Here is a 26,018-nt window from a genome sequence, read left to right on the forward strand (position 1 = left end):
GGGGCCCACCCCGCACGCGCTGTCGTCGGTAAAGCCCCGATCGCGTCCTGAAGCGCTCACCCTCGGGCCGTCAACCGCGCCGGGTCACAGGCCCGGCGGCAGGGTCACTTCGAAACGCGCGCCACCCAGTTCCGGCGACCGCTTGACCTGCAGCTCGCCGCGGTAATCCTTGATCAGGTCCTGCACGATCGACAGGCCGATGCCATGGCCCTGCACGCGCTCGTCGCCGCGCACGCCGCGCTGCAGGACCTTGGCGATGTTCTCCTCGGCGATGCCAGGGCCGTCGTCGTCCACCGCCAGTTCCAGGCCCGCGCGCCGGCCGGGCGCGGCGGGAATGGCGCGCACCGTCAACAGCACCCGGCGCCGCGCCCACTTGAAGGCATTCTCCAGCAGGTTGCCCAGCAGCTCCTGCAGGTCGCCGGGCTCGCCGTAGAAATTCACGCCTGGCTGGATCTCGAACTCGCACAGCACGCCCTTGCTGGCGTAGACCTTCTCCAGCCCACGCACGATCTCCTCGGCATTGGCCTCGATCGGCACCGGTGCGGAGAACAGCTTGTGGCCCGACGACGCGGCGCGGGCCAGCTGGTAGGACACCAGGTTGTTCATGCGTTGCAGCTGCACGTCCAGCTCCTCGCGCAGCGCGCCGTCGCCGGCACCGCTGTCCAGCTGCGTGCGCAGCACCGCGATCGGCGTCTTCAGGCTGTGCGCGAGATCGGCCAGGGTGTTGCGCTGCCGCTCCAGATTCTCGCGTTCGCTCTCGATGAAGGCGTTGATGCTGTCGGTCAGCGGTTCCAGCTCGCGCGGGTGCATCTCGCTCATGCGCTCGCGCTCGCCGCGCTGCACCCGGGTGAGTTCGTTGATCACGCGCTTGAGCGGGCGCAGGCTCCACTGCAGCACCAGCGTCTGCAGCAGCAGCAGGATCAGGCCGGTCACGCCCAGCCAGAACCAGACCGCGCTGCGGAACACGCGCAGCTGCTTGCCCAGCGCGCGTGAATCCTCGAGCACGTAGATGGTGTAGGGGAACTCGCTTTCGGGGCTGCCGTCGCCGCCCCAGACCAGGCCCATGCCGTAGCGGTAGACCTCACCGGGCGTACCGTCGATCTGGGTGATCGGCAGCGGGCCTTCGAAGATCTCCTCGCGCGGGGCGAGCATGCGTCCGCTGACGTCCGGCAGGATCGGGCCTTCGGCGGACATGGAGTTGCCGGAGTGGCCGGGCATCACCACCTGCAGGTACAGGCCGCTGCCGGGCACGTCGAAGCGCGGGTCCGGCGGTTGTTCGCGGATGTAGAGCGAGCGGTCGCGGGTGAAGTCGATGCCGGCCGCGTAGGCGGTGGCGTAGTTCTTCAGGCGCTCGGAAAGATTGGCGCGCGCGGTGCCGGCGAAGGCGGCGTCCAGCGCATAGCCGGCCAGCGCAAGGAAGGCCACCAGGCCCACCGAGGCGGCCAGCAGCTGGCGCGCCTGCAACGAACGCGGCCGCCAGCGCCGGAAAAACCACAGACGGCCGTAGATCATGCCCGTACCGCGCGTGGCGGATCAGCCCTCGTTGCGTGGAATCGCGAAGCGGTAACCGCGCCCGCGCACCGTCTCGATCGGCTTCAGTTCGCCGTCCGGATCCAGCTTCTTGCGCAGGCGGCCGATGAACACTTCCAGCACGTTGGAATCGCGGTCGAAGTCCTGCTGGTAGATGTGTTCGGTGAGATCGGCCTTCGAGACCAGCTCACCGGCATGCATCATCAGGTACTCGAGGACCTTGTATTCGTAGCTGGTCAGGTCGACATTGCTGCCGGCCACGCTGACCGTCTGCGCGGCCAGGTCCAGCGCGACCGGGCCGCACTCCAGGGTCGGCTTGGACCAGCCGGCGGCGCGGCGCAGCAGCGCGTTGACACGCGCCAGCAGCTCTTCGACGTGGAACGGCTTGACCAGGTAGTCGTCGGCGCCCTGCTTCAGGCCCTCGACCTTGTCCTGCCAGCTGGAACGGGCGGTCAGGATCAGCACGGGGAACTTCTTGCCCTCGTCGCGCAGCGCCTTGATCAGCTCCATGCCCGACATCTTGGGCAGGCCCAGATCGATGATGCCGACATCGAACGGCACCTCGCGTCCCATGTACAGCCCTTCCTCTCCGTCCTGCGCGGCATCGACGGCAAAGCCTTCGCGCTTGAGCCGGGCTGCCAGGGTCTCGCGCAGCGGGGCTTCGTCTTCGACCAGAAGGATACGCATGAACTCTCCCTAGTTGCTTGGCCGGCGGTTCACCGGCATGGGTAAGCGGATTGCGGGACAACTATCGCCGTTCAGGGGTTATCGCCGCGTGGTGGCTGTTCGGCCTGGCGCGGCCCCCGGGGGGCGCGGGGCGACGGCGGCGCGTCATCCATGTAACGCACGCGGCCGCGGTCGTCCATGTACTTCACCCGGTTGATGTCGCGGCCATCGTAGGGCACGCGCTCGGCGCCGAGGATGCGGCCGCCGGTCTCGCGCTGGACGCGCCGCACCGCATCGGAAAGCGAACCGGCATTGTCGCGCATGCGGGCGCGCGGCATCTCCCGCTCGCCCCCCTGCATCTGCTGCGGCCGGCCGTCCTGCGCCCAGGCCTGCGCCATCGGCGTGCCGGCCGTGAAGACGGCCGCGGCGGCGAGGGCAAGAATGTGACGCGGAACCGGAAGCATGACGTGATCCTATCGGACTGCGGCGGATCGTTCAAAATCCGTGAAAACAAAGGCCCACGGGTTTTTTCACGAGACTTACGAGATCGAGGCAAATTCTTGATTTTTAGGGGTGAATCCGGTCTGAACCCTCCCCCTCTGCAACCGCTATGTTCAGCTATATGAGCAAAATGAATACGCGCCGATGCTCTAGGCCGCACGCGCCGCCTGGTCGCGGGTGACCTGCACCGCCTGCTCGACCAGTGACCAGTCGGCGCCGGGGCGATGCGCGCCCTCGCTGAGCACCTTGCGGAAGCCGCGGCCACCGGGCTGGCCGTGGTACAGGCCAAGCAGGTGGCGGGTGATGTGCTTGAGCGCCAGCCCTGCCTGCAGCCGGGACTCGACATAGGGGCGCATCTGCTGCAGCAGGTCCTCGCGGCTGCGCGGGCCGCGCCGGTCTGCGCCGCTTCCAGCAGGTGCAGGACATACGGGTCGTGGTAGGCGGCCCGGCCCAGCATCACCCCGTCCACGTGCGCCAGTTGCGCCTGCGCCGCCTCGACCGTGGCCAGGCCACCGTTGAGCACCACCGGCAGGCCCGGACGCTCGGCCTTCAGCCGGTAGGCCCAGTCGTAACGCAGCGGCGGCACCTCGCGGTTCTCCCTGGGCGACAGGCCCTGCAGCCACGCATTTCGCGCGTGCACGACCACCATTGCCGCCCCGGCCTGCACCTGGCGGTCGACGAACGCGGCGAACGCGGCGTAGTCGTTGTCCTGGTCCACGCCCAGCCGGCACTTGACCGTGACCGGGATGTCCACCGCCGCGACCATCGCCGCCACGCACTCGCCCACCAGCTCCGGCTCGCGCATCAGGCAGGCGCCAAAGCGCCCGGCCTGCACCCGGTCGGACGGACAGCCGCAGTTGAGGTTGACCTCGTCATAGCCCCAGTCCGCGGCGATGCGCGCGGCCTGCGCCAGCAACGCCGGGTCACTGCCGCCCAGCTGCAGTGCCAGCGGGTGCTCGCTGGGGTCGAAACCCAGCAGCCGCTGGCGGTCGCCATGGATGACCGCATTGGCGTGGACCATCTCGGTATACAGCCGCGCGCCGGGCGCGAGGATGCGGTGGAACACCCGGCAATGGGTGTCGGTCCAGTCCATCATCGGCGCGACCGACAGCCTCAAACCCTCCAGAACGTAGGGCTGATGGGGCTTGATGGCCTGTGTGGCGGTCATTTCGGTCTGCTGCATTGTCCTGGCATTTCGGCGGGTTTCCGGGCATTGGCAGCGCTACATCCGGTGCTACCAAGTCACATCGGTAGCACCATGGGATCGATTCTCGACCGGTGCCGGGCCAATGGCGCGACATCTTACACGGCGGCCATCCCGCTCAAGGCTGATGGCAAGCGGGTGCACCGGCAGTCCGAGACGTTTGCCGCCATGGCGCTGGCGAAAGAATGGATGACCCGCCGTGAAGCGGAGCTGGCCGGCGAGCGGGCGCGGCGAAACGGCAGGGGCGCACATGACGGTGGCGCAGAGGATCACCAGGCACACCAACGAGATGGCCGACGACAATCCCTGGAGCCGCTCAAAGAGCGCCGACCTGGCCCGCATCGGTGAGGGCGCGCTGGCGAACAAGCGGGTGGACCGCCTCACACATGCCGGCTTCATCGCCTATACCCAAGGGCGGCGCAAGGAAGGCGCCGGGCCAGCGACAGCCGCAAACGACCTCATCTGGCTCCGTCAGGTGTTCCACGCTGCCAGGGTTGCCCTGCGCGTGCCAGTCCCGCTGCAAGAGCTGGACGCTGCGGCCGAGGACCTCCGGCAGCAGCGGATCATTGGAAAGCCCAGGCAACGAGATCGCCGTCCGTCCGCCGCGGAACTGCAAATGCTGGATGAGAAGTTCAGCCACCGAGACGTGCGTGCGGAGATCCCGATGCGGGACATCATCTGGTTCACAATTCACAGCGCGCGCAGGCAGGAGGAAATCACCCACCTCCGCTGGGATGACCTGAATGTGGCGACAGCCGCTTGCCTCCTGCGCGACGCGAAGCATCCCACTCGGAAGCTCGGGAATCACAAGACGTTCAAGCTGACACCGGCCGCCCTAGAGATCATCCAGCGCCAACCGCGCGTGCAACATGATGACGGCAGCGAAGATCCTCTGATCTTCCCCTATAACCCTGAAAGAAGCTCCATGATCGACGCGCCGTGCCAACGGATCTCAATGTTGTCACAGATGCCTGGTGTGCCGCATGACAAAAATGCAGCACAGCCAGGGCTTTCGTATCAGTCCAGCCATGGTGAAGGCGCTGCGCCGGCTTGCTCACGGGCAGAAGGGCCTGGACGAGGAGACCTACCGGGCGCACGTCCGGGCGGTCGGGTGCGAAAGCACCTTGGACCTCAGCCGGCCACAGCACGCGGCGCTGCTGCAGCGCCTGGTCGCCCTCCCCGACAGCCCGAAGGTGCGCGGCAATGCTCGGCGCGCCTGAGCAGCTCGACATCTTCGGCTATCGCGCTCGGCGCCTTGCCGAAATCAATCGCGTCGCCGCCGATGCAGCGCGCGTCGCCTACAACTTCCCATCCTCCATCAGGGAGGAGCGGGTTCAGCACTACCTCGCCGAAGCGGCGCGCTACGACGCCCTGGCGAACCAAGCATCAGGATCGATCGAGCCATGACGACCACTACCGTTTTCCTGCTGCTGGCAGAGTTCGGCACAGGGCACATCCCGCTGGAGAAGTGCTGCCATCACTTCGGCATGAAGCCGGAAGAAGCGAGCCGGCGTGCTGCTCGCCAAGCGCTTCCCGTTCCTGTGTTCCGCTTGGGCAGCCAGAAGTCCCCATGGCTCGTTGCTGCTGATGCACTCGCCACATACATCGACGAACAGCGCGATGAGGCTATGAAGCAGTGGCGGAAGCTGCAGCGCGCGTCCTGATGCGACCCTCTTCCACAGGGCTCCATGATTGCTTCGCGCATCGATATCGTACGCATAAAAAAACAGTCCCTTACGGGACTGTCTTTTGAGAAAGGAAACTCCGCCAGCCCTTAAAAACCAGTCGTGTCTCTCATGTCTCGTCTCCTTGTAGTTGACAACAATCTATCAATCTCAAGCAGCTTCTTCAAGCCCCCTCCTCTGCGGCCCCTGAACGGGCCTAGCCCCATTGCCATTCAGACCCAAACCCTCCACTTGCGGCGCTTCGTTTATCGCAAGCCGGATAGCCCAACGCTGAGCAACGCGTGAAAATTCACAATAGGCAGTTGGGACTGAATCTTTGTACCGCTCAATGAATGGAGAAAAAACAGCGAAATTCCTTACAACCCTCGTTGCCTGCAACGTAAAAGCGTAATCTTCATGCACCAGCTTTGCGTTGATTGCGCCGCAGAATATCTCGAAGCAATCTAAGTAAGGGCGAATTATATTCCACTCATCGCCGGAACTAATCAGATGATCGCGTACATTAGCGGGCATCGCGACCCCCGACCTTCAAAGCAGCCTTGAAAACCGTGAGTTGCATCTTCCGCCAAGGCATACATCTTGATGCGAAGAGCCTCTGATGGCACATCCGAAAAGTGCTGGTGATAGAACGCATAGCACTTCCACTCATGATCAGCCTGGAGCTGAGCAAACGTGTCATCTTGCTGTGCTCGATGGGCCTCCAGCTGCCGCTCCTGAGCATGCAACTGCCTCCGAATAAGTAATACGGAAAGGAGGCCAGCCCCCCACACGAACAATTCGGCACCCTTGAACAAAGCCGCCTGCCGGTGGTACGGCCCTATAGCACCCCAGACGTACAGCCCAAACGCAAGTAGCACCGATATAAAAATCAAGCTTGCTGCATGCGCATACAGCCAGTTGCCAACTTTTTCCATGACCCCCCTCATATTCAGGATCATATCGTTAGGTTGAGTACTGTGTCCATCTGGGCTTCAGCGCCCCAAGAAGCCATAATCATCTCCGCATCATCTCCAACTTACCGGCAGACGGCCCGAGTGCCTCAAAAGTGCCTCGCGCGCAACGGAAATTGGCGCAAACCATTGATATCATTGTCATTGTCCGAATAATCCGTCCAGTCCATCATCGGCGCGACCGACAGCTTCAAACCCTCCAGAACGTAGGGCTTATGGGGCTTGGAGGCCTCGACGCGGGGCGTTTCGGTATGCGGCATGGTCCTGGTGCTTCTACGGGTCTGCGGGGCACTGCCCGTGCGGCGGCGTGGTGCATGTGGCGCGACGGGAGCGATCGCCGCCAGGCACCGGGCCAAAGGCGCGACTCTTACACGGGGCCCCCGCCGGCCTTCCGGCCACCTGTGCCGGAAGGCGGGAACGCGCTGTCGCCGGGCATCCAGCGATGATGGCGGACCGGGAGTGAAGCGCAGCTGGCCGTGGCACGACGCAAGGACGGAGCCGTCACCCGGCTTTCGCGATGGGGGTGACCGGAGCGAGGGAATGGCTACCGCGGCCGGCAGAGCGTGCCCGCGGCAAGATGTCATCCGCCGGTCGGTCCATAGAGCTGCCCGCGCATCACGCGGGCACGCAGCCCAGCATCGGCAGGCCGAGCGCCCTGCACCGGGCCGCGGGGTAGCGATGGATGGACGACACCGGCCCCGGCCGCGCGTGGCTACGACCGGCCAGCAACGCGGGCGGCACCTGGATGCCGCCCGCGCTGGTTTCAGAACGCCTTCTCGACGTTCACCGACACGCCGTTGTCCTTGCCGTCGCTGCCATACATGCCGCGATATTCCAGCCGCGTGCTCCAGCCGTTGTCGGTGCGGAACACGCTGCCCAGGTTGATCACCAGGCGATTGCGGTCGAACCCGGTGAAATCCGCCCGGTAAACCGGCCCGAAGCCGTCCGCGTACTGCAGCAGGGCGAAGCTGTCGGCGCTGAAATCGTGCTGGTACTCCACCCGCAGCTGCGGCTGCAGCACGCCCCACGTGGTCGGCCTGCGGAACTCCACCCTCAGGCCGAGCGTGCCGGTGTTGCTGTCGAAGTCCATGTCCTCATAGCGCAGCGCCTGGACCGCATCGCCCTGCTCGGCATAGCCATCCAGCGCGGTACGGGCCAGGTCCAGTCGTCCATACGGGGAGAACAGCAGCGCATCGCCACCGAATTCGCCACTGAAGGTCAGCGACCCGAACCACTGGCTGCCATCGCGCTGGCCATGCAGGTTGGCACCGCCGATGGCGGTACGCGCCATCCGGTAATCCAGCTGCTGGAAGCCGACCATGCCATCAAGGTAGTACACCTGGCCCGGGTGGTAGCTGGCGTACAGGAATGCCACCTTGGCCTTGGCATCCAGCCGCGCCCCGTCGTTGCCGACGTCGGTACGGTCGCGACCGTAACCCACGCCGGCACCCGCGGCCAGCGACGGCCAGAACCGGTAGTCGACGCCCGCACTGACGCCGTCGGTCTCGAAATCCAGCGCGTCGCGTCCACCACGCGCATCCACGTTGCCCGAACGCACGCTGCCGCCGATCCAGGTTCCCAGCGCGCGCCCGCCCATGCCTCCGCGTTCGCGCGCATTCGCCGTTGCCGGCATCGCCGTACCCGGATCGTATGTGCCGGAGGGTCCGCCAACCGGCATCGCCGCGCAGCCGCGCTCGTCCGGGTTCTGCAGGTCGGGGACGCAGGCACGGGTGAAGGACATGCTCAACTGATTGGCAAAGCCCGGGCCGTCCGTTTGCCGGTGCAGGCTTTCCATGCGACGCAGGACGTTCATCGTCTGCGCCTCGGCGAACCGGCGGCTGGTGGCCTGCTGGGCGTCGATCAGCCCGCGGATCTGCGGATCCTGGCTGGGATCGGGGCGCGCGTTGATGTTGACCGTGTAGGCGCGGGTGCCACTGAAGCCCAGCGCATCGGTCACCTGCACGGTGAATGCGTAGGCGCCGGCCACGTTCGGCGTGCCGCTGAGGACGCCGTTGGCAGCCAGGCTCACGCCCGTGGGCAGCGCGCCCGTAGCGATCGCATAGGTGTAGGGCGCGGTGCCACCGGCACCGGCCATGGACTGCTGGTACGGCACGAACAACAGGCCATTGGGCAGCGTTGCCGGATCGACGACGATCGTCGGTGCCGACAGCGCGAGCGTGTAGGCATGGGTAACGGTGCCGGCGCTGCCGGTGGTGCTGTCGGTGGCGGTGATGCTGAAGCCGAAACTGCCGGCGACCGTCGGCGTGCCGCTCAGCGTACCGGTGCTGGCGTTGAGCGCCAGGCCCGCCGGCAACGCACCGGCGCTCACCGCATAGGTGTACGGCGCGATGCCGTTGCTGGCGGCGAAGGTCTGGCTGTAGCCGCTGCCCGCGGTGCCACCCGGCAATGCGCCGGCCGCCGGCGTCAGCGCCAGGTTGGGCGTGGCGACGGTCAGTGTGTAGGCGCTGGTGACCGTGGCCGCGGTGCCACCGGTGCTGTCGGTGACGGTGACGCCCAGGCTGAACGTGCCCGCCTGCGTCGGCGTACCGGCGAAGGTGCGGGTCGCCGCATTGAAGGTGATGCCGGCCGGCAGCGTGCCGGTCAACGTGGTGGTGTACGGCGCGATGCCGCCGTTGACGGTGAGCACCTGCGCGTACGCCGTGCCGGCGACGGCACCCGGCAGCGTCGCCGGGGTAAGGGTCAGCGTTGGCACCGCCACGACCACCGTGTAGGCCTGCGTGCCGCTCTGGCCGAACGCGTCGGTCGCGGTGACGGTGAAGCTGTAGGTGCCCGACGTCGTGGTGGTGCCGGACAGCACCCCGCCGGCGGACAGTGTCGTACCTGCGGGCACGCTGCCGGCGGTGATGGCGAACGTGTAGGGCGCGACACCACCGGTCGCGCTCAGCGCGTGGCTGTAGGCCAGGCCGGCGGTGGTATCGGGCAGCGTCGCCGGGGCAAGGGTGATGGTCGGGGCCGGCACGTCGATCGTGTAGCTGTTGGAGACCGTGAACGGCGCGCCGACACCGGTGAGCAGGGTGTCGGTGGCGGTCACGGTGATCGGGTAGCTGCCCGGGGCCGTGGGCGTCCCCGACAAGGTGCCGCCACTGAAGGCCAGGCCCGCCGGCAGGGTGCCAGTGACCACCAAGCTGGCGCTGCCCGAACCGCCGACGGTGGCAAAGACCTGCGAGAACGGTGCGCCGTAGGTAGCGACCAGCGTGCCGGATGCCGGGGTCAGCGCCAGCACGGGTGCCGCGATGGTCACCGAATACGCCCGGTTGCCGATCTGCCCGAAGTGGTCGGTCGCGGTGACGGTGAAGTTGTAGGTGCCGACCTGGTTGCTGGTGCCCGACAGCACACCACCGCCCGACAGCGTGATGCCCGCAGGCAGGCTGCCCGCGGTCACGGCGAAGCCATAGGGCGCGGCGCCGCCGCTCGCGGTGAGCGTCTGCGCGTAGGCGGTGCCGGCAACCGGGTTGGCCAGCGTAGCCGGGCCGACCAGGATGGTCGGCGTCGGCACATTGAAGGTGTAGCTTTGCTGCACGGTGAACGGCGCGCCGGTTCCGGTGGTGCCGGCATCGGTCGCGGTGATCTGCACCACGTAGTTGCCCGGCTGGGTGGGCGCGCCCGATACGGTGCCGGCACTCAGCGTCAGCCCCGGCGGCAGGCTGCCACTGGTCACCGCATAGGTGTACGGACCGGCACCGCCGCTGGCGCTGAAGGCCTGGCTGTAGGCAGCGCCGTAGGCCGGATTGAACGTGGTCGAAGCCGGGGTGAGCGTGAGCGTGGGCGCGGCCACGGTCAGCGCGAACGCCTGGCCGACGGAGTATGGGCCGTTGCCGGTGCTGCTGTCGGTGGCGGACACGTTGAGGTTGAACGAACCGACCTGCGTCGGCGTGCCGGAGATCGTCACCGTGTTGGCGGTGGTGCCGGTCACGGTGAGGCCTGCCGGCAGGCTGGTCACCTGGAAGCCGCTCCACGGCGTCGCGCCGCCGCTGAAGGTGAACGTCTGGGTGTACGCCACACCCACCGTGGCGGCAAAGCCACCGCTCGGGGTGATCGTGACCACCGCGTCCTGCACAGTCACGCTCACCGTCGCCGGCGCCGAGGTGCCGCCGCCGTTGGTCGCGCTGTAGGTGAAACTGTCGGGGCCGGCGTAGCCCGGATTCGGCTGGTAGGTGAGCGTGTTGCCGCTGGTGATCACCGTGCCATGCTGCGAGGGCGTGACCTCGGAGACGGTGACCGCGGCGCCGCCGGTGATGTTGAGCGGGACGTTGGTCGCCGCCGCATTGTAGGCGACGGTCAGCGACACCGGGTTGGCGACCGGCGGGGCGTCGATCACGGTGAGCGCATATGCCTGCGTCGCCGTGTACGGGCCGGTGCCGGCACTGCTGTCGGTCGCGGTGACGCTGAAGTTGAACGTGCCATGCTCGCTCGGCGTGCCGGTGATGGCGCCGGTCGAGGCGTTGAGGCTCAGGCCGCCCGGCAGCGCGCCGGCGGTGACCGCGTAGCTGTATGGCGCGGTGCCACCCGTGGCGGCGGTGATCGTGGCCGAGTAGGAGGCGCCCAGGTTGCCGTCTGCCAGCGTGGTGGCTGGCAATGTGATGGTCGGCGGCGCGATGGTCAGGGTGTAGGCCTGGCTGCCGGAGAACGGACCCGGGAACGGGCTGCTGTCGGTGGCGGTCACGGTGAAGTTGAACGTGCCGCCGGCGGTCGGCGTGCCGCTGAGCCCGCCCACCGAGGACAGGGTCAGGCCGGCCGGCAAGGCACCGGCAGTGATCGCGAAGCTGTACGGACCGACGCCGCCGCTGGCGCTCAGCGTCTGGCTGTAGAACGACGCCACCGTGCCGTTCGGCACCGTGGCCGGGCTGACCGTCACCGGCACGTCGTCGTTGGTGATGGTGCCGACGCCCTGGTTGTCGCTGATCGTCGCGTTGGTCGCGCCGCTGAGGTTGACGAAGAAGGTCTCGTTCGCCTCGGGGATGGTCTCGCCGATCACCGGCACGGTGATGGTGCGGGTGGTCTGGCCCGGGGTGAAGGTCAGCGTGCCCGCCGTATTGGTGTAGTCGGCCGGCTGGGTCGCGGTGCCGTCGGCGGTCGCGTAGTTGACGGTGACGGTCTGGCCGCTGGCGGCGTCCAGGGTCACGGTGAACACGGCGTTGGTGGTGCCGCTGTTGCCTTCGGCCACGGTCACGTCGTTGATCGACAGGCCCGGCAGCGGATCGTCGTTGCTGATCGTACCCACGCCCTGGCCGTCGACCACCACCGCGTTGACCACGTTGGTGACGTTGACGAAGAAGGTCTCGGTCGCCTCGTTGAGCGTGTCGCCGTTGACCTGCACGGTGAAGGTGTAGGTGCTGCTGCCGGCCGGGATGGTCTGGCCGGACAGGCTGTTGGTGACATAGTCCACGCCCGCCGTCGCCGTGCCGTTGGCGGTGGCGATGTCGAAGGTGACGCCGCCCGGGCCGGCCGCGGCGCTCAGGCTGACCGTGAAGGTGAAGTTGGTGGTGCCGGCGTTGCCTTCGCTGAGGGTGACGTCGTTGATCGCCAGGTTCGGCAGGTCGTCGTTGAGGATGGTGCCGGTGGCGCTGTTGGGCGCGCCCACGGTGTAGCCGGCGCCGGCGGCAAGGGTAAGGATGACCGTCTCGTTGACTTCGATGGTGGCGTCGGCGGTCGGGTTGACGGTGATCGTGCCGGTGGTGCTGCCGGCCGGGATGACCAGCGGCGAGGCGATCGTGGCGTAGTCGGTGCCGTTGGTGGCGGTGCCGCCGATGGTGTAGCCGATCGACAGCGCCGAGAACGACGCCTGGTTGAGGGTGACGGTGTAGACCAGATTCGGTGCGCCGTCTTCGGCGACGTTCGCCGGCGAGACGCTGATCGTCGCGGTCGGCACGTCGTCGTTGAGGAGGGTGCCGGTGGCGCTGGCCGGGACGCCCACGGTGTAGCCGGTACCGGCAGCGACGGTCAGGGTGACGGTCTCGTCGGCTTCGACGGTGCCGTCGACGGTCGGGTCGATGGTGATGGTGGCGGTGGTCGCGCCGGCCGGGATGGTGACCGTGGCGACGCTGCCGGTGTAGTCGGTGCCCGCGGTGGCGGTGCCGGAGGTGGTGATGTTCACCACGGTCGGCGAGCTCAGGTTGAGGCTGCGGGTGACCGTGTAGGTGAGGTTGGTCGCGCCGTCTTCGCTGACGCTGGCCGGCGACACCGCGATGCTGACGCTCGGCGGCGGGCTGACGGTGAGGGTGTAGTTCTCGACCTCGAAGTAGCTGCCCGGGCCAGTGCTGGAATCGGTAACGCGGATGGTGACAGGATAGTTGCCGGTGGCGGCGCTCGTGGTGCCGCTGACGACGCCCGCGCTGGAAACGGAGATGCCGGCCGGCAGGGAGCCGGTTTCGAGCTGGTAGGTATAGGGGGCGACGCCGCCGCTGGCGGACAGGGTCTGCGAGAACGCCACGCCCTGGATGGCGGTGCCGCTGGGCGTGGCCAGGCTCAGGGTCGGATTCTGGACCGTGCCGGTGTAGCCCTTGTCGACGAACTGGGCGGTGGGCGACGTCGAATCCGTCGCGCGCACGCTGAAACTGTAGGCGCCGCGCTGGGTCGGCGTGCCGCTCAGGACCCCGGCGGTGCTCAGGCTCAGGCCCGCTGGCAGGGTACCGCTCTGCAGGGCGTAGGTGTAGGGTGCGAGACCGCCGGTGGAGCTCAGCGTCTGCGAGAACGGCGTGCCGGCGGTCACCGTCGGCAGCGCGCTGGGGGAGACGACGATCGGCGAGGCGGCCGGGGTGATGGTGATGCTCACCTGGACGTCGCCGGCACCGGTCAGCGAGCCATCGGCGAACTCGAAGACATCGGTCGAACCAACACCCGAGCCATTGTTGCTGTAGTCCAGAAACCACTGGCCACCGGTATGCCGGAGCGTAGCGGTGCCGTAGTCCTCGAAATCGGAGGAGCCGTAACTGCCGCCATCGATGGGGCCGTCGCCGCCGAAGCCGCTGGAGTACTCGCAATCGGAGACGTTGATCGTGACCGATCCGCCGCTGGCAACCGTCGCCGTCTGGGCCGGGCATTCAACGGACGTATGCTGGGCGCTGGCCAGCGCGGGCCACAGCAGCGCCAGGCTGCACAACAGCAGGGGAAAACCGGACAGGAACGGGCGGTCTCCGCGGCGACGCATCAGAAGCCTCGAAAGCATGTGCATTTGAGTTTTCCCCGGTATTCCCTTTATCCAACGACAAATGGTCGCGTAGACCATTCCTCGCGCATGTCGTCCCTTTCACCCCAGCACGGCCCCTGCCCCAGGCCGTCCGGCGAGCCCAGCATACAACCAGGGCCTGCCGATATTGAACAGAGTTGCGCAAGAGGAATAAATACCCCGGGGAGGGGGGTAACCATACGCCCCCGTCGGGACTTGTGGGGCGCCCAGCAGCGGTTCAGAGTGCATCGGCGCCGCGCATCGCGTGCGACGCCCACCACCTGAGGGGAAGGATCACGATGAGCGAGTTCTTCATCGGCCAGATCATGATGGCCGGGTTCAACTTCGCGCCCAAGTACTGGGCGCTGTGTAATGGACAGCTGCTTCCGATCAATCAGAACCAGGCCCTGTTCTCGCTGCTGGGAACGCAGTATGGGGGCAATGGCACCACCATATTCGCACTGCCCGACCTGCGCAGCCGCACGCCGATCGGCTACGCGTCGTCGGTCGACCCCAGTTGGCAACCTCCGCCGGTGCAGATCGGCGAGGCGTCAGGCGCGGAGAATGTCACCCTGCTGAGCACCAACCTGCCGACGCACACGCACACGATGAACGCATCGTCAGCGAACGGTGACAACCGCAACGCAAGCGGACGGCTTTTCGCGACCAGCACCAGCAGTGGCTCGCCCCCAACCTGTATGCCGGCAGCACCGGGCAGACGGTGCAGCAGAACCCGCAGACGGTTGCTCCAGCCGGCGGCAACCAGCCGCATTCGAACATTCAGCCCTACACAACGATCAATTTCTGCATCGCGCTGAGCGGCATTTTCCCGTCTCGCGACTGATCTCGAGTTCTCCCCGGACAGCACGATCGCGCGCCGCATCGCCGCGCACATGTCCATCCAACTTCGGAGCAAGAACCCAATGACTACCCCTTACGTCGGCGAGATCCGCATGTTCGGTTTCGGCAGCCGAGGCGCCCCCGTTGGCTGGCAGGCCTGCGACGGCAGCCTGCTGTCGATCGCGGAGTACGAGGTCCTGTTCGCCCTGATCGGCACCATCTATGGCGGCGACGGCCAGGTTACCTTCGCGGTGCCCGACCTGCGTGGTCGACTGCCGATCCACCAGGGACAGGGGCCCGGCATGAGCAACTACGTCATCGGCCAGCGGGCCGGTACCGAGACGGTGACCGTTCTGTCCGCCCAGATGCCCGCGCACACCCACTGGCTGGTGGCAACGACCGGCACGGCCAATGCCCCGACGCCGGGCAGCGGCGTGCTGCCCGGTGCAATCAGCGGCGAGACCTTCTATGCGTCGGACATCACTGGCGCAACGGTACTGCCGATGTCCGCGCAATCGACGGGCGTGGCGGGAGGCAGTCAGCCGCATGAGAACTGCATGCCCACGCTGGCGGTGCAGTACTGCATTGCCACCCAAGGCATATTCCCTTCGCAGGGTTGACCGCCTTCGCGCGTCGACACCATTCCCGGCTTCAGGCAGACGCCGCCGCGACCACCCCGCGGCAGCTCATCGGAGGAACCACCACATGACCGAACCCTTCATCGGCGAAATCCAGCTGTTTGGATTCAACTTCAACCCGCGCAACTGGGCGTACTGCAATGGCGCCACCCTGCCGATCTCGCAGAACACCGCGCTGTTCTCGCTGCTGGGCACCACCTATGGCGGCAACGGCCAGACCACTTTCCAGTTGCCCAACTTCGCCGGCCGTGCCGGCTGCCAGCAGGGCAACGGTCCCGGCCTGACGCCACGCTCACTGGGTGAGACCTTCGGCGTCAACATGGTGACGCTGACCAACAACGAGATCCCGCAACACGTCCACGGCATCAACGGTTACCTGCCCACGGATGCGAGCAAGAAAAGCGGCGCTCCGGTTGCGAACGGCGGCCTGTCGCAACCCGCGGCAACGATCAACAAGCCGTTCAACTCCGGCAATCCCAACACCACCTTCGCTCCCAACATGATCAGCCCGAGCGCGGGTGGCGGCCAGCCACACCAGAACCAGCAACCGTACCTCGGGGTGAACTTCTGCATCGCGCTGCAAGGCAACTACCCTCCCTTCCCCTGACATGACGCTGGTGCCCCCGCCCGGCTGGCGCCGTTCCCACCGGAACGGCCCGGCCACATGCAGATTCCCGAAGCACTGGCCGCCCGGGGGTTTTCGCTGCGTGCGCTGCACGACGGCGATCTGCCCTGGCTGCGCGACCTGTACGCCAGCACCCGCGCCGAGGAAATGGCACCGGTGCCATGGCCGGATGCCACCAAGCGGGCGTTCCTCGACCAGCAGTTCGACCTGCAGCACCGCCATTACCTCGCCCACTACGGCGATGCCGATTTCCTGGCGCTGGAACGCGACGGGCATGGCCCGGTCGGTCGCTGTTACCTGCTGCGCGCGGCACCGGACCACGTGCTCGTGGATATCAGCCTGTTCCCGGCGCAGCGCGGCACCGGGCTGGGCGGCGCAATGATCAGACACAGCCAGCGCGAGGCCGCCGCGCTGGGGCGTGGCATGCGGCTGCATGTGCTGCAGGCCAATCCGGGCGCGCGCAGGCTCTACGAACGGCTGGGCTTCGTGGTGGAGGGCGAGGCGGGAACGTACCAGGCGATGCACTGGTCACCGGTGCCTGGCTGACGCGGCCACGCGTGCCGATACAGGGCGGACGTCGGGGCGACGCCCGCCCGGCGCACTGCCGTCAGTTGAAGACGGCCTGGTAGAGAAAGCCGGCGCGCTCCTGGGCGATCGGCACCAGGAAGATTCCCACTTCACCCACCCGCGGATGGCGCATGGGATAGATCTGCTGGGGAAACAGCACCGGCGAAGTATTGCGGAACAGCAGCGAGAACGGTGCGCGCGCGGCGTTCGGCTGCGTGGCTTGCAGCGGCCGCGCCTCGACCAGCATGAACTCCACGTCCATGCCGCTCATCGCGGCTGAAAACGGTTCGTTCACGCAGCCAGCGAAGTGTTCCAGCGTCAGCAGCTCCATCGGTGTGCGCTTCCCGGTTCATGGCGCTGCGCGGTCCGGCAGCCGCGGACATCGTCGCCGCTGCGCCTGCGGCGCACAAGATCCCATGGGCCAGCGGCCCATCGGCACGGTACGAGGCAATGCAGCGCTGCCGCATTGCGGCAGGCTTCCAGCACTGGCGGCCCACGGAGGCCCGCCACCTGCCCTGCTGCTCAGCCCTCGGCCAGCCCGGGCAGCTCCACCGACACCACGCCTTCGACGCGGCCCAGCTGCTCCGCCCTGGCCAGCATCTGCGCGCGCGGCAGCGGTAGGTCGCAATCGATGTCGACGATGTCGTTGTCCTGCTCGCGCGGACGCAGGGTGATGCGCCGGACCGGCAGGCCCGCGTCGCTGGCCGCGTTCTCCACCCGTGCCAGCGGCGTACCCGCCGCGATACGCAGGCGCAGCCGGCCGCTGTGTGCGCGACGGTGCAGGTCACGCTGTTCCAGCGGCTTTAGCAATGCCAGGATCGCCCACATCAGCAGCGTCGCCATGATCGCCGCCGCGTAAAGACCGGTGCCCGCAGCCACGCCAACCGACGCCACCGCCCACAATCCAGCGACGCTGGTCAGCCCGCGGATCACCTGTTCGCGCTGCGGGAACAGGAGGGTGCCGGCACCGGGGAAACCGACGCCGCTGGCCACCTGCGCGGCGATGCGCGATGGATCGGGCGCGATGCCCGGCCGCCCCGGCACGGCGAAGAAGCCGAACGTGGACACGCTCACCGCCAGCGCCGGGCCCACGCAGACGAGCATGCGCGTGCGCAGTCCGGCGGCCCATTCCAGGCGCCCGCGGTTGATGCCGGTCACCGCGCCGGGCAGGGCCGCCAGCAGCAGCCGCAGGCCAAGTTCCCACCACTGGATCATCGCCGCCTCCCGGTTGCCCGCCGGCAGCCTGCCGACGCCGCAGTGTAGGCCGAGGCGCAGGCCGCGCGGCCACGGGTGGCGTGTGCCGCGGGCCGGCACCGCCCATCACGGCGTTACACTTCAAGGTTCCCCGCACCGGAACCTGCGATGTACGGCAATGACACCGCCCTGCTGGTGATCGACCTGCAACCCGACTTCATGCCCGGCGGCGCGCTGCCGTGCCACCAGGGCGATGCCATCGTGCCGGGTATCGCCGCGCTGCTGGCGCGGCGCCACTACGCCACCGTCGTGGCTACCCAGGACTGGCATCCGGCCGACCATGCGTCGTTCGCCAGCCAGCACGCCGGCCGCCGGCCGTTCGAGTCGATCCCGCTGCACGGCCATGCGCAGACGCTGTGGCCGGACCACTGCGTGCAGGGCACCGCAGGCGCGGCACTGCACCCGCAGGTGGACTGGAGCAGCGCCGACCTGATCCTGCGCAAGGGCAGCCATCGCCAGGTGGATTCGTACAGCGCGTTCCGCGAGAACCACGGCCCGCGCGGCGAGCGCCCGGCCACCGGCCTGGCCGGCTGGCTGCACGAGCGCGGCATCAGCGAGGTGCACGTCTGCGGGCTGGCGCGCGACTACTGCGTACTGTGGAGCGCGCAGGACGCGGCGATCAGCGGCTTCCGCGTGCGGTTCCTGTGGGAGCTGACGCGGCCGGTGTCGCCCGAGGGCGACGAAGCCACCCGCATCGCGCTGATCGAAGGCGGGATCGACATCGTGGCGTGATGCCGCCGCTCAGCGGAACACCACGGTGCGGTGGCCGTTGAGCAGGATGCGGTGCTCGACGTGGCGGCGCACGGCGCGGGCCAGCACCAGCGATTCGGTGTCGCTGCCCAGCCGCACCAGCTCGCGCGGCGTCATGGCATGGTCCACGCGGGCCACGTCCTGCTCGATGATCGGGCCTTCGTCCAGGTCGCTGGTGACGTAGTGCGCGGTGGCGCCGATGATCTTGACCCCGCGCGCGTGCGCCTGGTGGTACGGCTGGGCGCCCTTGAAGCTGGGCAGGAAGCTGTGGTGGATGTTGATCGCGCGGCCGGCCAGCGCTTGGCACAGCTGCGGCGACAGGATCTGCATGTAGCGGGCCAGCACCACCAGGTCGATGCGTTCGCGCTCGACCAGGTCGAGCAGTTGCCGTTCCTGCTGCACGCGGTTGCCCGCGTCCACCGGTAGATGGTGGAACGGCACGCCGTAGGAACCGGACAGGCTGGCGAAATCCGCGTGGTTGGAGGCCACCGCGGCGATGTCCACCCGCAGCTGGCCGCTGTGCGCGCGGAACAGCAGGTCGTTCAGGCAATGCCCCTGCCTGCTGACCAGCACCAGCAGCCGCGCGCGGCGGCGCGCGTCGTGCAGTTGCCAGTCCATGGCGTACTCCGCGCCCAGTTGTGCCAGGCGTTCGCGCAGCGCCGCCGCGTCGCCGGCCGCGGCCATGTCGAAGTGCACGCGCAGGAAGAAACGGCCGCTTTCCTCGTCGCCGAACTGCTGGGCGTCGAGGATGTTGCAGCCGGCCTCAAACAGCAGGCCGGAGACACGGTAGACGATGCCGGTACGGTCCGGGCAGGAAAGGGTAAGGATGTAATCGGGTCGCATCGACGGAGTCTAGCGAGGCACGAAGTTTTCCGGGGAAACCAACAGGGTCGCCCCGTGGCTGCGGGGCTTGCCGCGCAGCGCTCCTGCCCGGCGGGCCCGGCACCTACCCGAACAGCGCGCGCAGCCCGTGCGGCTGGCAACGCAGGTACTGCGGCGCGGCGTGCACCTGCGCGCCAAGCTCGGCTGCCGCGTGCCACGGCCAGCGCGGGTCGTAGAGGATGGCGCGGGCGATGCCGATGGCGTCGGCATGGCCTTCGGCCAGGATCGCTTCGGCCTGGCGTGGCTCGGTGATCAGCCCCACCGCCATCACCGGCATGGCGACCTGCGCCTTGATCGCACTGGCCAGCGGCACCTGGTAGCCCGGCGCCACCGGAATCTGCTGGCGCGGGTCCAGGCCGCCGCTGGAGACGTGGATGAAATCGCTGCCGCGTGCTTCCAGTGCGCGGGCCACGGCGATGCTCTGCGCCAGGTCCCAGCCACCGTCCACCCAGTCGGTGGCGGAGATCCGCACGCCCACCGCGACACCCGCCGGCACTGCCGCGCGCACCGCGTCGAACACCCGCAGCAGCAGGCGCATGCGGTTGTCCAGCGAGCCGCCGTAGTCATCGTCGCGATGGTTGCTCAACGGCGACAGGAACTGGTGCAGCAGGTACCCGTGGGCGGCATGGATCTCGATCAGTTCCAGGCCCAGCCGCGCCGCGCGCCGCGCGGCCGCGGCGAAGGCCTCCACCAGCGCGTCGATGCCGGCCGCGTCCAGCGCCTGCGGCACCGGATCACCGGCGTTGAACGGCAGCGCCGACGGCGCCAGCACCTGCCAGCCATGCGCCTGGCCGGGGGCGATGGCGCCACCGCCGTCCCAGGGCCGCGCGGTGGACGCCTTGCGCCCGGCGTGCGCCAGCTGGATGCCGACGGGCATCTTCGACCAGCGCCGTACCGCGGCCAGCACCTCGCCCAGCGCCGCCTCGGTGGCATCGTCCCACAGCCCCAGGTCGGCCCAGCTGATGCGGCCGCGGGGTTCGACCGCCGTGGCCTCCAGGATCAGCAACCCGGCGCCGGACTGCGACAGCGTGCCCAGGTGCTGGGCATGCCAGCTGGTGGCACGGCCATCATCGGCCGAGTACTGGCACATCGGTGCGATGACGATGCGGTTGGACAGCGACAGGGGGCCGAGCGACAGCGGCGAGAACAGAAGGCTCACGTGGGGGTGATCCGCTTGTGGGGGGCGCCCATTGCACTCCCGCCCGGCGGGTCGATTCAACCGGCGCGGTGGATCACTGCGTCTTGGCCGCCGCCCAGCTGCCGTCGAGCAGGAACGCCAACGCCTGCGCGCATGGCTGCTCCACTTTCAGCGACAGCAGCGCGTCGGCGCGGGTCCGGCCGAGGTTGACCGCGGCCACCGGCAGCCCGGCCCGGGCCGCGGCATCGACGAAGCGGAACCCGGAATAGACCATCAGCGACGAGCCGACCACCAGCACCGCGTCGGCGCGCTGCAGGTGCGCATGCACGTCGGCCACGCGTTCGCGCGGCACGTTCTCGCCAAAGAACACCACATCCGGCTTGAGCAGGCCGCCACAGGCCAGGCAGTCCGGTACCACGAAGCCGCTGAAATCGCCCTCCAGGTCGGCGTCGCCATCAGGCGCCTGTGCTGCTTGTGCAGTCGCCCACCAGGGGTTGGCCTCGAGCAGGCGCTGCTGCAGTGCCTCGCGCGGCGAACGCGCGCCGCAGCCCATGCAGCGCACCTGATCCAGCCGCCCGTGCAGGTCGATCACGCGCCGGCTGCCGGCGCGCTGGTGCAGGCCGTCCACGTTCTGGGTCAACAGCAGTTCCACCCGGCCGGCCGCCTCCAGCGCGGCCAGCGCCTGGTGGGTGGCATTGGGCCGGGCGTAACCGAAGCGCGGCCAACCGGCCAGGCTGCGCGCCCAATAGCGCCGGCGCACGGCCGCGTCGGCCATGAACGCGCGGTAGTCCACCGGCGGCGTGCGCTTCCACTGGCCGTCGGCATCGCGGTAATCGGGAATGCCCGAATCGGTGCTGCACCCAGCGCCGGTCAGCAGCAGCAGCCGCCGGTGGCGGGCGACGAATGCCGCCAGCCGCGCATCCGCCGCGCCCGGAACGTGGATGCCGGCGTCATCCGGCCGCACCGCCATGGCCCGGCCCTCCGCTCAGGCCTGCGCCGGCAGCGGCGGCACCGAGGTCGGGCGCCCGTCGGCATCCAGCGCCACCATCACGAAGTGGCCGCGCGTGCACAGCTTGCGCTCGCCGCTGTGCAGGTCCTCGGCGATCAGCTCGACCTGCACCGTCATCGAGCTGCGCCCGACCTCGACCACCCGTCCGACGGTTTCGACCATCTCGCCGATGCGGATCGGCAGCTTGAAGTCCACCTGGTCCGAATGCGCAGTGACCACGGTGCGCCGCGAATAGCGCGCGGCGGCCAGGAAGGCCGCCTTGTCCATCCATGCCATCGCCTGGCCGCCGAACAGGGTGCCCAGGTGGTTGGTGTGGTTGGGAAAGACGATCTCCACCATGCGCACTTCGGTGGGCGGGACGATGCTGGGCGTGGCATTCATGGCGACGGTCGCGGCAGTAGGGGGCAGGAGCGGATGATACGCAGCGCCAGGCACCGGCGGCGTGACGCCTGCGCCCCGCCGCCCCACCCCGGCGCCCGGCCTCAGAAATTCATGTCGAAGGCGACTTCGCCCTGTACGCCGACCTGGTAGGCCGAGACCCGGCGCTCGAAGAAGTTGGTCAGCTCCTGCACGTCCTGCAGCTCCATGAACGGCAGCGGGTTGCGCACGTTGTACTGCTTGGCCATGCCGAGCTTGACGAAATGGTTGTCGGCGCAGTGCTGCAGGTACTGGCGCATGTCGCGGGTGGAAATACCGGCCACGCCGCCGGACAGCACGTCCTCGGCGAACTGCACCTCGCATTCGATGGCCTCGGCCAGCATCTCGTAGACCTGGCGCTCCATCGCCGCGTCGAACAGGTCCGGTTCCTCGGCGCGGATGGTGCGCACGCATTCGAAGGCGAACTCCATGTGGCAGCTTTCGTCGCGGAACACCCAGTTGGTGCCCGATGCCAGCCCCGGCAGCAGCCCGCGCGAGCGGAAGTAGTACACGTAGGCGAACGCGGCGAAGAAGAACAGACCCTCGATGCAGGCGGCGAAGCAGATCTGGTTGAGCAGGAACTGGCGCCGCTGCTCGCGGGTCTCGATGCGCTTGAGCCCCTGGATCGAGTCGATCCACTTGAAGCAGAAGTCGGCCTTCTTCTTGATCGAGGCGATGTTCTCCACCGCGGCGAAGGCCCGGAAGCGCTCTTCCGGGTCGGGCAGGTAGTTGTCCAGCAGGGTCAGGTAGAACTGCACGTGCAGCGCTTCTTCATACAGCTGGCGCGACAGGTACATGCGTGCTTCCGGCGCGTTGAGGTGCTGGTACAGGTTCAGCACCAGGTTGTTGGAAACGATGGAATCGCCGGTGGCGAAGAACGCCACCAGGCGGTGGATCAGGTGGCGGTCGGCCGCGGTCATCTTGTGGTGCAGGTCGGTGATGTCGATCTGGAAGTTGATCTCGTCGACCGTCCAGCTGTTCTTGATCGCATCGCGGTACATGTCATAGAACTGCGGGTAGCGCATCGGGCGCAGGGTCAGTTCGAAGCCCGGGTCGAGAAGAAGAGGAGTGAGTGAAGAGGAGTGAGGAGCGAGAGGGGTCACTGCAAGGGTATCGGCTGACGAGGACATACGAAAATTCCTTATTTTTTGGCTTTCCCGGGAAGGCGAAGCTGGGGCCGGATTCGCCCCCGGGAACGCATGCATTACCAACGAACTGTTCTCTGGCAGAAAGCCATGAAGCTGGCGCTTTCCGTCTACCAGCTGGTGCCCGGACTTCCGCGCGAAGAGGTTTACGGGATGCGGAGCCAGCTCACCCGTGCCGCCATTTCCATTCCTGCCAACATTGCCGAAGGCTGGACCCGCGAGAGTTCCGCAGAGAAGGCGCACTTCCTTGCGATAGCACACGGCTCACTGTCCGAAGTGGAAACACTGCTGACATTGTGCGAAGACCTGTATTGGTTTCCCCACGACCAGACAACAGGCGCGCGCAGTCTGATCGAGGAAACCAGCCGCATGCTGACCAGCATGCGGCGCAGACGAAGGAGAGAAAGATGAAATGACGGTGGCTTTTTGCCGTTGCTCCTTCTCACTCCTCACTCCTCTTCATTCACTCCTGCCTCACTGGCAGGCCTCGCAGGCTTCCGGGTTCTCCAGCGAGCAGGCGACGGCTTCGGCCGGGGTGTAGCTGCTGACCGTGGTCTTGGCGATCCGGGTGGCCGGGCGCGAGCGCAGGTAGTAGGTGGTCTTGATGCCCTTCTTCCACGCGTACATGTACATGGACGACATCGCGCCGATGTTCGGGCTCTCCATGAACAGGTTGAGCGAGGCGGACTGGTCGATGAAGGCGCCGCGGTCGGCGGCCATGTCGATCAGCGCGCGCATCGGCAGTTCCCACGCGGTGCGGTACACGCTGCGCAGCGCCTCGGGGATCTGCGGCAGGTTCTGGATCGAGCCGTCGGCCAGCTTGATCGCGTCGCGCATCTCCGGCGTCCACAGCCCCAGCTGCTTGAGCTCGCCGACCAGGTAGCGGTTGACCTGCAGGAAGTCGCCGGACAGGGTCTCGCGCTTGAACAGGTTGGATACCTGCGGCTCCACGCACTCGTAGCAGCCGGCGATCGAGGCGATGGTCGCGGTCGGGGCGATGGCGATCATCAGCGAGTTGCGCAGGCCGTGCTGGGCAATGCGCTCGCGCAGCGCGTCCCAGCGCGCGGCGTCGGCCGGCACCACGCCCCAGGCATCGAACTGCAGCTCGCCGCTGGCGGCGCGGGTGTCGTTGAACGAGGGGTGGCGGCCGCGCTCCTGCGCCAGCTCGCACGAGGTTTCCAGCGCGTGGTAGTAGATCGCCTCGGCGATCTTCGCCGACAGCGCGCGCGCGGCGTCCGAGTCGAACGGCAGGCGCTTGCGGAAAAACACGTCCTGCAGGCCCATGCAGCCCAGGCCGACCGGGCGCCAGCGCAGGTTGCCGCGGCGCGCGGTCTCGATCGGGTAGAAGTTCAGATCGATCACCCGGTCGAGCTGGCGCACGGCCAGGCGCACGGTCTCGGCGAGCTTGTCGAAATCGAAATCGCCATGCGCGTCCAGGTGGTTGCCGAGGTTGATCGAGCCCAGGTTGCACACCGCCGTCTCCTCGGCCGAGGTGACTTCCAGGATCTCGGTGCACAGGTTGGACAGGTGGATGACGTTGCCGGCGCGCAGGGTCTGGTTGCTGGCCTTGTTGCACTTGTCCTTGAAGGTCATCCAGCCGTTGCCGGTCTCGGCCAGGGTGCGCATCATCCGCGCGTACAGCTTGCGCGCCGGCACGGTCTTGACCGCCTTGCCCTGCGCCTCGGCCTGCAGGTAGGCGCGTTCGAACGCCTCGCCGTACAGGTCGGTGAATTCCGGCACCACGCGCGGATCGAACAGCGACCACGGCTGGTCGGCCTCCACCCGCTGCATGAACAGGTCCGGCACCCAGTTGGCGAGGTTGAGGTTGTGGGTGCGACGGGCATCGTCGCCGGCGTTGTCGCGCAGCTCCAGGAAATCCTCGATGTCGGCATGCCAGGTCTCCAGGTAGACACAGGCCGCGCCCTTGCGCTTGCCGCCCTGGTTGACCGCGGCGACCGAGGAGTCGAGCGTCTTCAGCCACGGCACGATGCCGTTGGAATGGCCGTTGGTGGACTTGATCAGCGAACCGCGCGAACGCACCCGGGTGTAGCTCACGCCGATGCCGCCGCTGAACTTGGACAGCTGCGCGATGTCGCCGTAGCGGGCATAGATGGACTCGAGCGAATCCTGCGGCGAATCCAGCAGGAAGCACGACGACAGCTGCTCGTGGCTGGTGCCGGCGTTGAACAGGGTCGGGCTGGACGGCAGGTAGTCCAGGTTGCCCAGCCGCTGGTACAGCGCCAGCGCCTCGGGCACGTCCTCGGACAGCGCGCTGGCGATGCGCAGGAAGAACTGCTGCGGCGTCTCGATCACCTTGCGGGTGTGCGGGTGGCGCAGCAGGTAGCGGTCGTACAGCGTGCGCAGGCCGAAGTAGTCGAAGTTGAGGTCGTAGCCCAGGTTGACCGCATCGTTGAGCTTGCGCGCGTTGACCTGCACGAAATTGAGCAGGCGCTCGTTGATCAGGCCCACCTCGTGGCCGCGGGCGACCGACTGCGAGAACGCGTGGATCTCCTGGCCGGATACTTCCTTGGCGATGAAATTGGCCAGCAGGCGCGCGGCCAGGCGGCCGTATTCGGGCTCCTCGCCGATCAGCAGCGCGGCGGTGCGGATCGACAGCTCGTCCAGTTCCTGGGTGGTGGCGCCGTTGTAGAGGCCGGAAATGGTGCGCGTGGCCACGCGCATGGGATCGACCGCATGCAGGCCGTCGCAGCAGCGCTGGATCGCGCGGACGATCTTGTTCAGGTCCACCGGCTCGGTGCCGCCATTGCGCTTGGTCACGCTCATGGCGGTGGCGGTCGGCGGGGGGTCAGCTCGAAGCCGGCCTCGGCAGGGGCAACGGCGGTATCGGTGGCGGTCACGGCAATGCGTCCTCATGGCGTGGTGCACGCGGCGCCTGCCCTCGCAGGAACCAGGGGGGCCGGTGGCGGGCGACAAGCATGGAAGGACGGCGTCGCAGCATCCGCGACGGGCACGACCCGAGGTCGCCACCGGCGCTGCCGCGTCGCCAGCCGTCTTCCCCTCGAAGACTCCG

At 67.7% G+C, this 26,018-nt stretch carries 20 protein-coding genes and 3 pseudogenes; 9 read left to right on the forward strand and 14 right to left on the reverse strand.

Features of this window, described 5'->3' with window-relative positions:
* Positions 1–84 precede the first annotated feature (84 nt).
* From B1L07_14690 to B1L07_14710, 5 genes and pseudogenes are all read right to left on the reverse strand, one after another.
* On the reverse strand, positions 85–1,512 hold the full coding sequence (locus B1L07_14690; GenBank protein AUZ56129.1) for a two-component sensor histidine kinase: 1,428 nt from the start codon (positions 1,510–1,512) through the stop codon (positions 85–87).
* Positions 1,513–1,533: 21 nt separating this feature from the next.
* Positions 1,534–2,217, reverse strand: coding sequence for a DNA-binding response regulator (locus B1L07_14695; GenBank protein AUZ56130.1), 684 nt, complete (start codon positions 2,215–2,217; stop codon positions 1,534–1,536).
* Between the two features lie 71 nt (positions 2,218–2,288).
* Positions 2,289–2,594: a hypothetical protein gene (locus B1L07_14700; protein AUZ56131.1), complete on the reverse strand. Its 306-nt coding sequence runs from the start codon at positions 2,592–2,594 to the stop codon at positions 2,289–2,291.
* A gap of 252 nt (positions 2,595–2,846) precedes the next feature.
* Positions 2,847–3,865, reverse strand: a pseudogene (locus B1L07_14705) (tRNA dihydrouridine(20/20a) synthase DusA).
* Between the two features lie 352 nt (positions 3,866–4,217).
* The gene (locus tag B1L07_14710) at positions 4,218–4,685 is read right to left on the reverse strand and encodes a hypothetical protein (protein AUZ56132.1); all 468 of its coding nucleotides are present in this window, start codon (positions 4,683–4,685) and stop codon (positions 4,218–4,220) included.
* A 208-nt stretch (positions 4,686–4,893) separates the two neighbouring features.
* Here B1L07_14710 and B1L07_14715 point away from each other — a divergent pair, with 208 nt between their 5' ends.
* From B1L07_14715 to B1L07_14725, 3 genes are read left to right on the forward strand one after another with little or no spacing between them, the layout of a single operon-like run.
* The gene (locus B1L07_14715) at positions 4,894–5,121 is read left to right on the forward strand and encodes a hypothetical protein (GenBank protein ID AUZ56133.1); all 228 of its coding nucleotides are present in this window, start codon (positions 4,894–4,896) and stop codon (positions 5,119–5,121) included.
* Entirely contained in the window at positions 5,105–5,308 is a 204-nt protein-coding gene (locus tag B1L07_14720; GenBank protein AUZ56134.1) for a hypothetical protein, read from the forward strand. The genes B1L07_14715 and B1L07_14720 overlap by 17 nt, the downstream gene beginning before the upstream one ends.
* Entirely contained in the window at positions 5,293–5,565 is a 273-nt protein-coding gene (locus tag B1L07_14725; GenBank protein AUZ56135.1) for a hypothetical protein, read from the forward strand. The genes B1L07_14720 and B1L07_14725 overlap by 16 nt, the downstream gene beginning before the upstream one ends.
* Before the next feature lie 1,734 nt (positions 5,566–7,299).
* Here the strand turns inward: B1L07_14725 and B1L07_14730 are convergent.
* On the reverse strand, positions 7,300–13,704 hold the full coding sequence (locus tag B1L07_14730) for a hypothetical protein (protein AUZ56136.1): 6,405 nt from the start codon (positions 13,702–13,704) through the stop codon (positions 7,300–7,302).
* A gap of 317 nt (positions 13,705–14,021) precedes the next feature.
* Here B1L07_14730 and B1L07_14735 point away from each other — a divergent pair.
* The 4 genes and pseudogenes from B1L07_14735 to B1L07_14750 all read left to right on the forward strand — a co-directional run bounded on the left by B1L07_14735 (position 14,022) and on the right by B1L07_14750 (position 16,371).
* A pseudogene (locus B1L07_14735) lies at positions 14,022–14,566 on the forward strand (microcystin-dependent protein).
* Between the two features lie 79 nt (positions 14,567–14,645).
* Positions 14,646–15,182, forward strand: coding sequence for a phage tail protein (locus tag B1L07_14740; GenBank protein ID AUZ56137.1), 537 nt, complete (start codon positions 14,646–14,648; stop codon positions 15,180–15,182).
* 85 nt (positions 15,183–15,267) lie between these two features.
* Positions 15,268–15,807 (forward strand): microcystin-dependent protein, encoded by a 540-nt coding sequence (locus B1L07_14745; protein AUZ56138.1) that lies wholly within the window; start codon positions 15,268–15,270, stop codon positions 15,805–15,807.
* Positions 15,808–15,864: 57 nt separating this feature from the next.
* Positions 15,865–16,371, forward strand: a complete 507-nt coding sequence (locus tag B1L07_14750) for a GNAT family N-acetyltransferase (GenBank protein ID AUZ56139.1) — start codon at positions 15,865–15,867, stop codon at positions 16,369–16,371.
* Positions 16,372–16,432: 61 nt separating this feature from the next.
* Here B1L07_14750 and B1L07_14755 read toward each other — a convergent pair whose 3' ends face one another.
* Positions 16,433–16,723, reverse strand: a complete 291-nt coding sequence (locus B1L07_14755) for a hypothetical protein (protein AUZ56140.1) — start codon at positions 16,721–16,723, stop codon at positions 16,433–16,435.
* 191 nt (positions 16,724–16,914) lie between these two features.
* The gene (locus B1L07_14760; GenBank protein AUZ56141.1) at positions 16,915–17,706 is read right to left on the reverse strand and encodes a hypothetical protein; all 792 of its coding nucleotides are present in this window, start codon (positions 17,704–17,706) and stop codon (positions 16,915–16,917) included.
* 48 nt (positions 17,707–17,754) lie between these two features.
* Between B1L07_14760 and B1L07_14765 the strand changes: the two genes are divergently transcribed.
* Complete coding sequence (locus B1L07_14765; protein ID AUZ56142.1) at positions 17,755–18,378, forward strand: nicotinamidase; 624 nt, start codon at positions 17,755–17,757, stop codon at positions 18,376–18,378.
* Positions 18,379–18,387: 9 nt separating this feature from the next.
* On the opposite strand, the gene B1L07_14770 is transcribed toward B1L07_14765, so the two are convergent.
* The 5 genes from B1L07_14770 to B1L07_14790 all read right to left on the reverse strand — a co-directional run bounded on the left by B1L07_14770 (position 18,388) and on the right by B1L07_14790 (position 22,945).
* On the reverse strand, positions 18,388–19,239 hold the full coding sequence (locus tag B1L07_14770; protein AUZ56143.1) for a formyltetrahydrofolate deformylase: 852 nt from the start codon (positions 19,237–19,239) through the stop codon (positions 18,388–18,390).
* A gap of 103 nt (positions 19,240–19,342) precedes the next feature.
* The gene (locus B1L07_14775) at positions 19,343–20,437 is read right to left on the reverse strand and encodes an oxidoreductase (GenBank protein AUZ56144.1); all 1,095 of its coding nucleotides are present in this window, start codon (positions 20,435–20,437) and stop codon (positions 19,343–19,345) included.
* Between the two features lie 73 nt (positions 20,438–20,510).
* Positions 20,511–21,386 (reverse strand): NAD-dependent deacetylase, encoded by an 876-nt coding sequence (locus B1L07_14780; protein ID AUZ56145.1) that lies wholly within the window; start codon positions 21,384–21,386, stop codon positions 20,511–20,513.
* A 15-nt stretch (positions 21,387–21,401) separates the two neighbouring features.
* Complete coding sequence (locus B1L07_14785) at positions 21,402–21,806, reverse strand: acyl-CoA thioesterase (protein AUZ56146.1); 405 nt, start codon at positions 21,804–21,806, stop codon at positions 21,402–21,404.
* Positions 21,807–21,907: 101 nt separating this feature from the next.
* Positions 21,908–22,945 (reverse strand): ribonucleoside-diphosphate reductase, encoded by a 1,038-nt coding sequence (locus B1L07_14790; GenBank protein AUZ56147.1) that lies wholly within the window; start codon positions 22,943–22,945, stop codon positions 21,908–21,910.
* 96 nt (positions 22,946–23,041) lie between these two features.
* On the opposite strand from B1L07_14790, the gene B1L07_14795 reads away from it, so the two are divergent.
* Complete coding sequence (locus tag B1L07_14795) at positions 23,042–23,398, forward strand: hypothetical protein (GenBank protein AUZ56148.1); 357 nt, start codon at positions 23,042–23,044, stop codon at positions 23,396–23,398.
* 63 nt (positions 23,399–23,461) lie between these two features.
* On the opposite strand, the pseudogene B1L07_14800 reads toward B1L07_14795, so the two are convergent.
* Positions 23,462–25,845 (reverse strand): annotated as a pseudogene (locus B1L07_14800) (ribonucleoside-diphosphate reductase subunit alpha).
* Positions 25,846–26,018: the final 173 nt, after the last annotated feature.

This window comes from Stenotrophomonas acidaminiphila, assembly GCA_002951995.1.
Taxonomy (GTDB): domain Bacteria; phylum Pseudomonadota; class Gammaproteobacteria; order Xanthomonadales; family Xanthomonadaceae; genus Stenotrophomonas; species Stenotrophomonas acidaminiphila_A.

Coding starts and splice junctions, on each gene's coding strand:
- B1L07_14690 (AUZ56129.1), bottom strand. CDS start 1,512: ATGATCTACGGCCGTCTGTGGTTTTTCCGGCGCTGGCGGCCGCGTTCG.
- B1L07_14695 (AUZ56130.1), bottom strand. CDS start 2,217: ATGCGTATCCTTCTGGTCGAAGACGAAGCCCCGCTGCGCGAGACCCTG.
- B1L07_14700 (AUZ56131.1), bottom strand. CDS start 2,594: ATGGCGCAGGCCTGGGCGCAGGACGGCCGGCCGCAGCAGATGCAGGGG.
- B1L07_14710 (AUZ56132.1), bottom strand. CDS start 4,685: ATGCTTCGCGTCGCGCAGGAGGCAAGCGGCTGTCGCCACATTCAGGTC.
- B1L07_14715 (AUZ56133.1), top strand. CDS start 4,894: ATGCAGCACAGCCAGGGCTTTCGTATCAGTCCAGCCATGGTGAAGGCG.
- B1L07_14720 (AUZ56134.1), top strand. CDS start 5,105: ATGCTCGGCGCGCCTGAGCAGCTCGACATCTTCGGCTATCGCGCTCGG.
- B1L07_14730 (AUZ56136.1), bottom strand. CDS start 13,704: ATGCGTCGCCGCGGAGACCGCCCGTTCCTGTCCGGTTTTCCCCTGCTG.
- B1L07_14740 (AUZ56137.1), top strand. CDS start 14,646: ATGACTACCCCTTACGTCGGCGAGATCCGCATGTTCGGTTTCGGCAGC.
- B1L07_14745 (AUZ56138.1), top strand. CDS start 15,268: ATGACCGAACCCTTCATCGGCGAAATCCAGCTGTTTGGATTCAACTTC.
- B1L07_14750 (AUZ56139.1), top strand. CDS start 15,865: ATGCAGATTCCCGAAGCACTGGCCGCCCGGGGGTTTTCGCTGCGTGCG.
- B1L07_14755 (AUZ56140.1), bottom strand. CDS start 16,723: ATGGAGCTGCTGACGCTGGAACACTTCGCTGGCTGCGTGAACGAACCG.
- B1L07_14765 (AUZ56142.1), top strand. CDS start 17,755: ATGTACGGCAATGACACCGCCCTGCTGGTGATCGACCTGCAACCCGAC.
- B1L07_14770 (AUZ56143.1), bottom strand. CDS start 19,239: ATGCGACCCGATTACATCCTTACCCTTTCCTGCCCGGACCGTACCGGC.
- B1L07_14780 (AUZ56145.1), bottom strand. CDS start 21,386: ATGGCGGTGCGGCCGGATGACGCCGGCATCCACGTTCCGGGCGCGGCG.
- B1L07_14785 (AUZ56146.1), bottom strand. CDS start 21,806: ATGAATGCCACGCCCAGCATCGTCCCGCCCACCGAAGTGCGCATGGTG.
- B1L07_14795 (AUZ56148.1), top strand. CDS start 23,042: ATGCATTACCAACGAACTGTTCTCTGGCAGAAAGCCATGAAGCTGGCG.